The sequence below is a fragment of the Loktanella sp. S4079 genome (assembly GCF_000967725.1).
Taxonomy (GTDB): Bacteria; Pseudomonadota; Alphaproteobacteria; order Rhodobacterales; family Rhodobacteraceae; genus Yoonia.
In genome coordinates this window covers 1067317-1079729 of record NZ_JXYE01000002.1, presented here as the reverse complement: position 1 = coordinate 1079729, position 12413 = coordinate 1067317, and the positions used below count along the sequence as shown (strand labels likewise).

At 54.9% G+C, this 12413-nt stretch carries 12 protein-coding genes; 5 read left to right on the top strand and 7 right to left on the bottom strand.

What is annotated here, in order from left to right; genetic code table 11:
• The first annotated feature begins 14 nt into the window (after positions 1–14).
• On the top strand, positions 15–1151 hold the full coding sequence (locus tag TW80_RS06535; protein WP_045996461.1) for a Gfo/Idh/MocA family protein: 1137 nt from the start codon (positions 15–17) through the stop codon (positions 1149–1151).
• Here TW80_RS06535 and TW80_RS06530 read toward each other — a convergent pair.
• From TW80_RS06530 to TW80_RS06515, 4 genes are read right to left on the bottom strand one after another with little or no spacing between them, the layout of a single operon-like run.
• Complete coding sequence (locus TW80_RS06530) at positions 1140–1697, bottom strand: PqiC family protein (protein ID WP_045996460.1); 558 nt, start codon at positions 1695–1697, stop codon at positions 1140–1142. The two genes, TW80_RS06535 and TW80_RS06530, sit on opposite strands and share 12 nt — an antisense overlap.
• A gap of 2 nt (positions 1698–1699) precedes the next feature.
• Entirely contained in the window at positions 1700–3793 is a 2094-nt protein-coding gene (locus tag TW80_RS06525) for a PqiB family protein (protein WP_045996459.1), read from the bottom strand.
• Complete coding sequence (locus TW80_RS06520) at positions 3786–4421, bottom strand: paraquat-inducible protein A (RefSeq protein WP_084625724.1); 636 nt, start codon at positions 4419–4421, stop codon at positions 3786–3788. The genes TW80_RS06525 and TW80_RS06520 overlap by 8 nt, the downstream gene beginning before the upstream one ends.
• The gene (locus tag TW80_RS06515; RefSeq protein WP_342585891.1) at positions 4403–4900 is read right to left on the bottom strand and encodes a paraquat-inducible protein A; all 498 of its coding nucleotides are present in this window, start codon (positions 4898–4900) and stop codon (positions 4403–4405) included. Before TW80_RS06515 ends, TW80_RS06520 begins: the two co-directional genes overlap by 19 nt.
• A 240-nt stretch (positions 4901–5140) precedes the next feature.
• Here TW80_RS06515 and TW80_RS06510 point away from each other — a divergent pair, with 240 nt between their 5' ends.
• From TW80_RS06510 to TW80_RS06500, 3 genes are read left to right on the top strand one after another with little or no spacing between them, the layout of a single operon-like run.
• Positions 5141–5827, top strand: a complete 687-nt coding sequence (locus TW80_RS06510) for a fumarylacetoacetate hydrolase family protein (protein WP_045996456.1) — start codon at positions 5141–5143, stop codon at positions 5825–5827.
• Between the two features lie 54 nt (positions 5828–5881).
• On the top strand, positions 5882–6391 hold the full coding sequence (locus TW80_RS06505) for a TRAP transporter small permease (RefSeq protein ID WP_045996455.1): 510 nt from the start codon (positions 5882–5884) through the stop codon (positions 6389–6391).
• Positions 6384–7697: a TRAP transporter large permease gene (locus TW80_RS06500; RefSeq protein WP_045997067.1), complete on the top strand. Its 1314-nt coding sequence runs from the start codon at positions 6384–6386 to the stop codon at positions 7695–7697. Before TW80_RS06505 ends, TW80_RS06500 begins: the two co-directional genes overlap by 8 nt.
• Here the strand turns inward: TW80_RS06500 and TW80_RS06495 are convergent.
• Both TW80_RS06495 and TW80_RS06490 read right to left on the bottom strand, forming a co-directional pair.
• A complete protein-coding gene (locus TW80_RS06495; protein ID WP_045996454.1) occupies positions 7690–9321 on the bottom strand; it encodes an alpha-D-glucose phosphate-specific phosphoglucomutase in 1632 nt (543 codons plus the stop codon). The two genes, TW80_RS06500 and TW80_RS06495, sit on opposite strands and share 8 nt — an antisense overlap.
• A gap of 7 nt (positions 9322–9328) precedes the next feature.
• Positions 9329–9976 (bottom strand): sugar transporter, encoded by a 648-nt coding sequence (locus tag TW80_RS06490; protein ID WP_045996453.1) that lies wholly within the window; start codon positions 9974–9976, stop codon positions 9329–9331.
• A gap of 191 nt (positions 9977–10167) precedes the next feature.
• Here TW80_RS06490 and TW80_RS06485 point away from each other — a divergent pair, with 191 nt between their 5' ends.
• Positions 10168–11028 carry a YihY/virulence factor BrkB family protein gene (locus TW80_RS06485; protein ID WP_045996452.1) on the top strand — a complete coding sequence of 287 codons (861 nt, stop codon included), beginning with the start codon at positions 10168–10170 and terminating at the stop codon, positions 11026–11028.
• On the opposite strand, the gene kynU is transcribed toward TW80_RS06485, so the two are convergent.
• Positions 11025–12218 carry a kynureninase gene (kynU, locus tag TW80_RS06480; RefSeq protein ID WP_045997066.1) on the bottom strand — a complete coding sequence of 398 codons (1194 nt, stop codon included), beginning with the start codon at positions 12216–12218 and terminating at the stop codon, positions 11025–11027. The genes TW80_RS06485 and kynU overlap by 4 nt on opposite strands.
• Between the last annotated feature and the right edge of the window lie 195 nt (positions 12219–12413).

Sequence of the window (12413 nt, the reverse complement as noted above, 5' to 3'; positions counted from 1 at the left end):
AGGGAGGAGTGGTCATGCGACCCATAAAACTTGGTATGGTTGGTGGCGGTAATGACGCTTTTATTGGCGGGGTGCACCGTATTGCCGCCCGGATAGATGGCCGGTTTGAACTGGTTGCTGGGGCACTATCGTCAACGCCCGAGAAAGCACGTGCCTCTGGTGCGGCTTTGGGATTGGCAGCGGATCGCACCTATGATGATTTCAAAGCGATGGCGATCCGTGAGGCTCGCCTGAAAGATGGGATCGAGGCTGTCGCAATCGTGACCCCAAACCATGTGCATTACGCCGCAGCGCGCGAGTTTCTCAAGCGTGGTATTCATGTGATTTGCGATAAGCCACTGACAGCAACCATGGCTGAGGCCAAAAAGCTGGCAAAGGCGGCAAACGAAAGTGATGCGCTATTCGTTTTAACCCATAATTACACGGGCTATCCGATGATCCGCCAAGCGCGCGAGATGATCGCGAATGGTGATCTCGGCGAAATTCGATTGGTGCAAGTTGAATATGTTCAGGATTGGTTGACCCAGCAAGACGACAGCAAGCAAGCGGCGTGGCGGACGGATCCGGCCCGTTCGGGGTTGGGTGGGTCAACAGGCGATATTGGCACCCACGCGTTTAACCTCGCCAGCTTTGTCAGCGGGTTAACCCTAGAGAGTTTGAGCGCTGATCTACAATCCTTTGTCCCTGGGCGCGCATTGGATGACAATGCCCATGTAATGATGCGTTTCGCAGGTGGCGCGCGCGGTATGTTGTGGTGTTCACAAGTGGCACCGGGCAATGAAAACGGGCTGCGACTGCGTATCTTTGGTGACAAGGGGGGGATTGAATGGGAACAAGAGAACCCGACAAACCTGTGGTTCACGCCATTTGGTGAACCAAAGCGATTGCTGACGCGTGGTGGGGCGGGAACTGGTGGTCCGGCCGCGCGCGTGACGCGGATTCCGGCAGGTCACCCAGAGGGATATTTGGAAGGTTTCGCCACGATTTATAACGAAGCTGCAAAGGCGATCGAGGCCCACCGTGAAGGAAGGCCCGTCAGTGCGGATGTGCTTTACCCAACTATCGATGATGGGATGCTGGGCATGCAATTCGTTGACGCCTGTGTGCGTTCATCCAAGCGCGATGCGGCGTGGGTCAAACTAGCGGGCTAGCCTGCGCGCAATATCTTCGGAAAGTGTAAGCAGCGCTGCCGCCTGAGCGTTGGCGATGCTTGATAGCTCTTGGTCAGCCATTGGCTGGCTGATGGCAAAGCGGTTGGCACTATTGGGGAAATCGATGCCTTCGCCGCCAACGAAATATTGGCCAGAGAGCCGGAATATTCCATCGGAGCCAGCCAACATTTGTGTCACCCGAACGTCGACAGCCACATCAGGTAGGCCAATAAAAGGCCAAGGATCTGGACCAACGTCGGTGTTCAAAATATCACCCAATGTGTCGGCAATGGCGAGGGTGATTGCCCGCTGGGGATCATCGGCCCAGAGCACGTTTTGATTGCTGCTGATCAGCCCACTGGGTGACTGCACGGCCAGCTCTTCTGCCGCGGCGTATGTGGGCAGTGACACAGTGCGCACCATGGCGCTACGGACAAGTGGTTGCAATTCCAGCGTCGATGGCGCGGCGGTTAGCGCAAGCCGGTCTGCCGGTGCGCTGCATGCGGTCATAGCGGCAAAAGCCAGTAAGGTCAGCGGTCGTAGCATGTTTAACGTCCTGTCAGCAGTGAACTCGGGTTGCGTTGAATAGTGCGGGCCAATGCGGTCAGAGAATCCGCCGCACTTTGGATGTCGCGCAAAGTGGCCATTGTTTCTGCGCTAAAGCGTGAGCGTTCCCCATAGCTGGCGATGACTGCCTGCATCTCAGCGACAAGTCGGTTCGCGCGCGTTGACAAATCGGGAAGGCCGACGACGGCTTCTTCGATGGCTTGAGCAGCCTCGTTTGCCGAGGCGAGTGCGGCGTTGACGTTTTCGATTGCGCCACCTTCACGCACCTCGGCCAAAAACAGGCGCATTTCCTCGAGCGAACCATTCAGCGCGCCGGGCAGATCCATGGTGTCATCGCTCGCGATGAGCGCGTCAATGGAATCCAGTGTGCTACCGACAGAGGCGACCAGCGCATCAAGCTCGAGCGCATTGGCCTTTGCCGCTAGGGCCTCGATCTGGGCAGAGATTTCGGGCAGGTTGCGGGTCGCTTCGGCGATATTGTCTGCGGCTTCTGAGGCAGTTCCAATGATACCGTCGATATCCCCAACAAGGTCCAATTCGGTCGCACGGCTGACAATGGCGTCAAGCTCTGCAATCATATCGCGCAGATCTCTGGGGACGCTTTGCAGATCGTCATTTGCGATTAACGCGCGCCCCTCATCCAGCAGTGCAACAAGCGCTTCGGGAGCAAGGCGTGTGCTTTCGTCATTGGCAAGCCGTTCGATGCTATCCATCAGGTCAATCGCGCCATCCATAAGCTCTTCGACAGGCAACGCGTTAATGCGGGCAAGCACACCTTCGGCGGTTGCGGCAACATCTGAAATTTGGGATTCAGTGCTGGGAATTACCGGATAGGGGCCTTCGGTGATTGTCATGATAGCGGGCAGCGCGTCCTCGATTTCAACGAGCTGGATCATCAGGGTCCCTGACAGGATATTGCCGGTGACCATGCGTGCGCGCATACCACGTGCAACGAAATCTGAAAGCAGCGCAATCGCATCGTCAGTTGTTGAGCTTTCGGGAAGGCCCAGACGTGCAGGTTCAATTGCTAGCACGGTTTGTAGTCGGACTTGGGCAGTTTCGCCTTCGCCAACAACAATCGCGCTGATTTCGGACACTTCTCCGACGCGAATGCCTTGGAAACGCACTTCGGAGCCGACAGTCAGTCCCGAGACGGATTGTTCAAATAAAACCGCGACGTTTAAGACCTCTGCGTCCGGATCAGTAAACAGGCTATCGCGTGCTGTTTGTTCGTCATCGAAGATCGAGAAAATATGCCCTTCTTCGATAGGATCACCACCCGAAACCACGGTGTCAAAGGCAACGCCGCCTTCGATCAGCGAAGCGAGCGAATTAACGTCGAGCGAAACGCCACCTGCGCCGAATGAAACTGAAAAACCTGAGGTGTCCCAGAACCGTGTGCTTGATGTGACCCGACGGTCATATGGGCTTTCGATAAATGCACTAACGATGACTTCTGTACCATCGAAGTTGAGTTCTGGTTTCTCAAGATAACCGACCTCGATCCCTTTGTGCAAAACAGGTGATCCGGCGGATACAGTGCTGCCATCGGCTGCGCGTAGGGTGATGCGCGTGCCGCGTTGTCCTGCGCGTGTCAGTACCGGGGTTTCGAGGCCAAAGAAATCCGTTTGGGCGACATCTGCCTCTGTGTCCCAGTTCCCTTCGATGTATACGCCCGAGAGAACGGTATCCAATCCAGTAATCCCGCGCACAGATACATCAGGGCGCACGACCCAAAACTGAGCATCATCATCCAAATAGGGAGCTACGTTTTTTTCAACGCGCGCATAGACGAGAACCTCGCCCAAACCAGGTGCGAATTCGACCTTTTCAACAGCGCCAACGGTCACGTCCCGGTACTTGATGCTGGTTTCACCTGCGGTAATGCCAGCGGCATTTTCAAAGCTAATCGTGATCAGCGTGCCGCGATCCGCGTAGTTTTGCCAAGCGGCATAAAGGGAAATTGCAAGGGCGAGGATCGGGACAATCCAAACCAACGACAGGCGTCGCAAGAGAGACCGTTTGACCGGGCGTACGTCCATAGCGGCTGGTCCTGGCGTGTTGGGGTCAGTCATCCTGCATCCTATCGGCATCCCAAATTAGCCGCGAGTCAAAGCTCTGCGCGGCAAGCATCGTGAAAATTACTGATAAAGCAAAGCTGACAGCCGCGATACCAGGGTTGATCGTAGCGATTGTATCGAGTTGCACCAGTGCCGATAAGATTGCAACGACAAAGACGTCGATCATTGACCAGCGCCCAATAAACTCAACGAGTTCATAGGCGACGTGGCGTTCATGTTGGTTCGCGCCAGACTTGTTCTTTACGCTCACGGCAAGGTAAATGACGGCCAAAAATTTGCCGATTGGGATCATGACTGAGGCGACAAAAACGATGATCGCAATGCCCCATGACCCGTGATGGATCAGATCAACCACACCGCCGATAATCGTGCTTTCGCTGTGTTCCACCAATGTGTTGGTCAAAAGCATCGGGTAAAGGTTTGCCGGGACATAGGCGATCATGCCAGCAATGAGCCACGCCCAAACCTTTTGTAGGCTTTCTGTGTCACGGCTTTGCAAAGGCCCATCGCATCTCTTGCAATAGGGGACACCCTTGGCATGGACCTGCCCGCAGCGCTGGCAGGCAACCAACCCGGCTTCACGGGCCGACATCAGGCCGCTGGTTATTCCAGTGCTTCCCATATCGAATACCTACAAATCATCTGGTCCTTGAGGACCGTAATAATCACCACACCAGCAAATGCCCAAAATGCCGGGCCAATGGTGACTGCGGCGAGACCTGCAACTTTGATCAATGCAACCGTCACCCCAACGATAAAGATTTCCGCCATACTCCAAGGGCGCAGCCGCTCTGCCAATCCAAAGGCGCGTTTTGCGCCCGAACGTGGCGGTTGGTCGCGAACCAATGGCCCCAGTGCATAGATTAACGCACCCAACCGGATGAGCGGAATGACGATAATGAAAAATGCGACCGCCACAGCGAGTGGGATGGCCAACCCTTCGTTGAAGGCAAGCACCGCGTCCAAAACCGATGTCGCGTTATGTAAACCTTGGGCGTCAAGCGTCAGGAAAGGAAATGAAATCGCTGCAATCATCATGATAAATGCTGTCAGTGCTAGGCTGATGATGCGTGCCATCGCAGCAGGTTGCGATGTCATCATGACGGCACCGCAGCGCTTGCAATAGGCGCGGGTGTGGGCTGGCAAGGTTTGGGCAACATGCAATGTGTCGCATTGGTGACATGCAACCAAATCGTCCAACGGTGGTAGTTGATGCGACAATGCGTGCAACGTCCTATTTTGCTCAGGGACTTGCCCCTTGTTTGCTGCGAAGTTATCGCGTGTCCTAGAGATAGGGTAGGTGTATTGCCTAAACAACGCAACAGAACGAGAATTTTGTAAATGGCGCAGACAGTATTCGCACCCGTAGCCACGCCAATTATTCCGATCATTGGTGGGGATCTTTTTCCAGTGCATCGCATTTTCTGTGTCGGGCGCAACTATGCGGCCCATGCCGCTGAAATGGGGCATGCCGTTGATCGCGAAGCGCCGTTCTATTTTAATAAATCAGCCCATGCCGTTTTGACGTCTGGCCAAGAGATGCCATATCCGCCACGGACTGACGACCTGCATCACGAAATGGAATTGGTTGTCGCGCTTGGCCAAGGGGGCAGGGATATCGCTGCCAGTGACGCGTACGATTTTGTTTATGGTTACGCCTGTGGTCTGGACATGACCCGCCGTGATCTACAGGCACAAGCCAAAGAAAAACGCCGCCCATGGGATACCGGCAAAGACTTTGAAAACGCAGCGATTATTGCACCGATCTCGCCCGCGTCTCAGATGAAGGATCTCGCGACACAACCCATTCGGTTAACCGTGAATGGTGACCTGCGCCAAGAGGCCACTTTGGGCGATATGATTTGGTCCATCCCCGAAATTATCGCCGATCTGTCCACACTCTATCACCTTCAACCCGGTGATTTGATTATGACAGGAACGCCTGCTGGCGTTGGTCCCGTCGTACGGGGCGATCAGCTACGTGGCACAATCGGAGATCTAACCCCGGTTGAAACAAAAATCGTTTAGGATATCGAACCGCTGACCTTTCTTCACACTGTCATAAGATCGACGGCGCGCCTTATGGCCGCTTTGGGTGGGATTGCGCTTTGCCTTGTGATCTTGGCTGTCTGCATCAGTGTCTCAGGGCGGGAACTGGCTGATTTGGCGCATGACGGGCGGCTTGGAGTAGTTGGGCGGTGGTTGCTGGAAATTGGCGCTGGGCCAATCTTGGGTGATTTTGAACTGGTCGAGGCGGGCACTGCCTTTGCGATTTTTGCTTTTTTGCCAATCACACAATTGACCGGGGCACATGCACGGGTTGATATTTTTACCGCTCGTTTCAGCGCGCGTGCTCAATCACGGATCGACGCATTCTGGAGCATCGTGATGGCGGCGGTGATTATCTTGATTTCATGGCGCTTGTTTGCAGCGCTTGCAGATAAATACCGCTATGGAGACACAACTTATCTGCTGCAATTCCCGATTTGGTGGGCTTACGGGGCGTGTTTCCTTGCGAGCATCGTCGCATCAACTGTGAGCGTTTATTGCGCGGTCATTGCTACCCTTGGGGGCGCGCAAAATGTTGAGTGATCTCGCCCTCGGTTATCTGTCGTTCCCGGTTCTTTTGATCCTGATTTTTTTGCGCGCGCCAATCGGGCTTGCCATGTTGCTATGTGGGATTGGGGGGCTCTATTTAGCGACGGGCAGCAGCACGATCTTTATGGCGCGCCTAAAGTCCGAGGTCTATTCGACTTTTTCCAACTACAATCTGTCGATCATCCCGATGTTCCTGCTGATGGGGCAATTTGCGACGCTATCTGGCATGTCTCAGGCGCTTTTCCGGGCTGCGCAATCGTGGCTGGGCCATCGCAAGGGAGGAATGGCCATGGCAGCCGTTGGCGCATGTGCGGGGTTCGGGGCGATTTGCGGATCGTCACTGGCGACCGCCGCCACCATGAGCCGTGTCGCGCTGCCGGAATTACGCAAATATGGATACTCAGGCGGTTTTTCGACCGCAACGCTGGCTGCTGGGGGAACTTTGGGCATTCTGATCCCGCCTTCGGTCATTCTAGTGATCTATGCGATGTTGACGGACCAAAATATTGCCAAGCTTTTTGCCGCTGCGATCCTGCCGGGCATTTTGGCGGCTGTCGGCTACATGATGACTATCTCCATCTATGTCCGGCTCTATCCCGATCAGGCAGGAACACAGGCGCCGGCGCCATATCGCGCACGTTTTGCTGCGCTCATGGGTGTATGGCCCGTGCTACTTGTCTTTGGGCTTGTCGTGGGTGGGATATACCTTGGTTGGTTTACCCCGACCGAAGGTGCAGCGGTAGGGGCCGCAGGAACCGCGTGTATTGCGCTGTTTTCGGGTGCACTAAGCTGGCGGGTTCTTTGGAATAGCCTGTTTGAAACCGCGACCGGAACGGGCATGATATTCTTTATCGTGCTGGGGGCGGCTTTCTATAACGGTTTCCTGGCCTTTACCCATGTCCCGCAAGAATTGTCAGCTTGGGTCGGAACGCAAGGGTTTAGCCCCTGGGCCGCCATCATCTTGATCCTAATGCTTTACCTTGTTCTTGGCTGTCTGATGGATAGTCTGTCGATGATCTTGCTGACTGTGCCAATCCTTTGGCCTGTGATCAGTGCGCTTGAACTGGGTATGACGACCGAAGAGATCGCAATTTGGTTCGGCATCATCGTTCTGATCGTGGTTGAGGTCGGATTGATCACGCCGCCAGTTGGTATGAACCTCTTTATTATCAACAGTATGGACAAAGAAACGCCGATCACGGCGACCTATCGCGCCGTGATGTTCTTTGTTGCCTCTGATCTGGTGCGGGTGGCGATCTTGTTGCTCTTCCCGGCGATCACTTTGGTCTGGATCAGGTAATCACATCAGGGGCATCACGCCCTGTGCGTGTCGTAATCTGCGCAAGCTCTTGGGCGGCGGCGATGACATCCGACAGGGCGTCCTCGGGCTTGAGCCCCAGTAGGTTTGGATCTGTTTCGACCCGCTCGAGGTAGACACGGATTGTCGCGCCTTGGGTTCCCGTACCGGACAGGCGAAACACCACACGTGCACCTCCGGTGAACATGACCCTGATGCCTTGGGCTTCGGTGTAGCTGTCATCAACCGGATCGCGGTAGGCGAATTCATCGGCCTCAGTCACCGTCAATCCGGCGACATGATGGCCGCGTAGGCTGGCAAGCTGCGCGCGTAGGTGATCCATTAACCCATGCGCCGCTGCGGAATCGACGGCCTCGTAGTCGTGACGGGAATAGTAGTTTCGTCCATAGGTGCGCCAATGGCTGTCCATCAGCGCGGCGACAGAATGACCGCTTGTTGCGATGATATTCAACCACATCAGCACGGCCCAAAGCCCATCTTTTTCGCGGATGTGATCTGAACCAGTGCCAGCGCTTTCTTCGCCACACAGATTGGCTTTTCCTGCATCAAGCAAAGTACCAAAGAATTTCCAACCTGTTGGCGTTTCATAGCAAGGGATACCCTTTGCCTTTGCTACCCGGTCAACGGCACCTGATGTCGGCATGGAACGCGCCACACCTGACAGCCCATTACGGTAGCCGGGGGCCAAATGCGCGTGGGCAGCAATCACAGCAAGGCTGTCAGATGGCGTTACATAAGCGCCACGCCCCACAATCATATTGCGATCACCGTCACCGTCGCTCGCTGCACCAAAATCTGGCGCGTCATGTCCTGTCATAATGCCCATCAACTCATGCGCCCAAATGGGGTTTGGATCTGGGTGCCCGCCGCCGAAGTCCGGAGATGGGATACCGTTCAGCACAGTCCCCTTCGGCGCGCCCAATACCCCTTCGAGAATGGTGGTTGCATAGGGCCCGGTGACCGCATGCATCGCGTCAAAAGCCATTCTAAAACCGCTCAGAAACAACGCGCGAATGGCTTCAAAATCAAAGAGTTCCCCCATCATCTTGGCGTAGTCCGCGACAGGGTCAATGACAGTCACCTTCATGTCACCAAGCATGGTTTCCCCAAGCGTTGACAGATCAACATCCTGCGCATCAAGAATCTGATATTCAGTTAGTGACGTGGTCTGTTCAAAGATGGCTTGGGTGACGGTCTCTGTGGCGGGGCCGCCGTTCGACATGTTGTATTTCAACCCAAAATCCGCGTCGATCCCGCCGGGGTTATGACTGGCAGATAGGATAAAACCACCGTCTGTCTTACGGATCCGGATGAGATTGGACGCAGCCGGGGTCGATAATATCCCATTTTGGCCAACGATGACTTCGCTTGCGCCATTTGCTGCCGCCATGCGCAAGATCACTTGAATGGCTTGATCGTTGAAATAACGCCCATCGCCACCAACAACAAAGGCCTTTCCTTTGGCGCCGCCAATCCCATTGAGGATCGATTGCACGTAATTCTCGAGAAAATGTGGGGTCATGAACACGCGCGTTTGCTTGCGCAAGCCGGATGTTCCCGCCTTTTGTCCGTCAATTGGCTTTGTTGAAATCGTATGTGCCGTCATAATGAACCTATTGAGTTGTATTGGGCTTTGGTTGCCCATCAAATGTAAAATCACAGGGCAAAGCGCGATCCATCACACGCTGTGCATTTGGAATATCATTGCCTTCTGCCCGGCGCGTCGCGACAGCGCTGGAATAGCTCAGGCTGAGCCAACGGTGAATGAGCCGGGCACGCAGTTCAGGCATTGGTACCTCGAGCCGCGCGCTCATGTCCCACAGCGGGACGAGTTCGCGCCAGGGTTCTTCGTCGAACATCAAGTAATTGCCTTCGACGATGATAAACTGAACATCCGCGCTGACCTTGACGGCACCAGCAACCGAAATATCGCGCGTGCGGTCAAATTTCGGAGCGTAGACGTCTTTGCCCGCACGCAGAGCGTGAACTAAGCGGATAAATCCGTCTGCATCAAAAGTTTCCGGTGCGCCCTTGCGTTGGATAAGTCCCTCAGCTTCGAGGATCGCATTGTCGAGGTGAAACCCATCCATCGGTACGACAACCGCGCTACGGCGTTGTGCGTTCAAACGACGCGCCAATTCCGCAGCGAGCGTTGTCTTTCCGCTCGCCGGCGCACCGGTGATCGCCACAATCTGACGAGCGGACCCTTGTTGCAGAAGATGTTCCGCTAAGGTGTTGATATGAAGTGTAAGGTTGTCCAAATATCTGTCGCCTGCATTGGGCCGTTGCCCGCTTTTCGATTAAACCTATCCCGTCTCAAAGGCGCTGGCGACCGCTTTTTCGAAACTGTGCCATTGGTTGCCGATTGATGCGCGGAGATCCGTGGTAATACCTGTGAAAATCACCTAACCTGCCCAAAGAACGATGAAGATCGGGTAGCACAGTGGTAGCAATGTTTCTTAACACGTGGCGCATTTTATATGCCGTTTGGCAAACCGCTGGGCAAAAACACCTTGGGTTGATTGCGGCTGGCGTCGCGTTTTTTGGCATATTCGGGATTTTCCCCGGCATCGCAGCTGTGATTGCGATATTTGGGCTGCTCGCTGATCCTGTCGTGATCTCAGAGTTGATGGTCATGATGGATGAAATCATTCCTCCTGACGCCTATCGATTGCTTTCCTCGCAGATCAATCGGCTGGTGCTCGCCCCCCCTGAAAAGCTGGGCTGGGCAACGATCTTTTCGATTATACTTGCGCTTTGGTCATGCCGGGCAGGGGTTGGCGCGCTGATTGGGGGGCTCAATGCGATTGCTGGGCAACGCCAAAGGAACGGGGTGCTTCAGGTGTTGATTGCTTTTGCACTGACCTTGGCACTGGTGTCGCTGGCCATCGTGGCGCTGACGGTTGTTGTTATCCTTCCGATCATCCTCGCTTTTTTGCCGATTACTGGATCTACCGCTTGGATCATCGAAGGGGTGCGCTGGTTGATTGCCTTGGGCGTGCTGATGCTGGGGCTAAGTTTGCTGTATCGGTTTGGGCCTGCGCGGATCGGATCGCGGGGCAGGTGGATGACTGTCGGCGCCTTTGTCGTCGTTATTCTATGGGTCGCCGCTTCTTTTGGGCTGTCGTTCTACCTCACCAATTTCGCAAGCTACAACGAGGTCTATGGCTCCATCGGGGCGGTCATTGGTTTGCTGCTATGGCTCTATGTCACGGCCTATCTGATCTTGCTCGGGGCGGCACTCAATGTCGAAGTACACGGCTACGATGTGCCACCATCGACCGAGGATACTGCGTTTTTGGACGAAACCTAAGTTACCGTAGATTTGATCTGATAGGCGGGATTGTCCCACAGTTGGTCGTTCATCACCTTGGCGATGATCGCGATTGCGCGATCAACATCGGTTTGGTCAATAAAGAGTGGGGTAAATCCAAATCGCATGATGTCAGGCGCGCGAAAATCGCCAATGACACCTTGCGCGATGCAGGCCTGCATCGCTGCATAACCATGTTCAAAGGCGAACGAAACCTGACTACCACGCAAGGCAGGGTCACGTGGTGACGCAAGCCTGAGCATGGGGCAGGTTGCCTCGATTCCATGGATAAATTGTTCGCTCAGCGCGATGGATTTGGCGCGTATCGCGTTCATGTCAACACCGTCCCAGATATCCAAAGCAGCACCTAGCGCGGCCATTTGAAGAACGGGTGGGGTGCCCACGCGCATACGTTCAATTCCGCTGCCCGGGCGGTAATCCAGATCAAAGGCAAAGGGGGCCTCATGACCCAACCAGCCCGACAGAGCAGGCGCACAGTTGGCTATGTGGTCTGGCGAAACATAGATGAACGCTGGGGCGCCGGGGCCGCCGTTCAGATATTTATAGGTGCAGCCAACGGCAAAATCCGCGCGCGCGGCGGTGACATCAACGGCAAGCGCACCGGCAGAATGGGCAAGATCCCAAACCGTGACGATCCCGAGTTCATGCGCTCTTTTCGTGAGGGCTGCCATGTCGTGCAGGCGCCCCGTGCGATAATCGACCTGCGTGAGCATCAAAACACCAACGTCAGCGGTCAGCGCCGCTTCAATATCTTCTGGGGATACAATCCGCAGTTCGTGCCCGCGATTGAGCGACTTGATCAGCCCCTCGACCATGTAGATGTCTGTTGGAAAGTTCCCACTGTCAGTCAAAATGACTTTGCGATCGGGAACCATATCTATGGCTGCGGCAACGGCTTGATAGACTTTGACCGAAAGCGTGTCCCCCAAGACCACAGTCCCTTGGGGGGCGCCGATCAGCCTGCCAATCCGATCTCCTAATTGGCTGGGCTGGGCCATCCAGCCCGCCTTGTTCCAGCCTGTGATCAGCATCTCGCCCCACTCGTCTGCTACCGTTTGGGCAACGCGGTCTTTGGCTGCATGGGGAAGGGGCCCAAGAGAGTTTCCATCAAGATAAATCACACCTGCGGGTAATTCGAATTTTTGTTTTGTGGCGGAAAAATCTGTCATCTGGCGATCTATTGTCTGTGGACGGTGTGGACGTGCGTTTTGTGTCTGTGGGGCGCATGGTAACCGTGCCGACATCATGGACAAGCGCAAAGCGGTAAAGCGCCCGTTTCAAGGGCAGTTGTCGTTTTGTCGTTACGTTTCAGTCGAAGAGTGTTTGTAGTCTTCATCGCGTGGTGTTTTATTGTCCGAATGTGG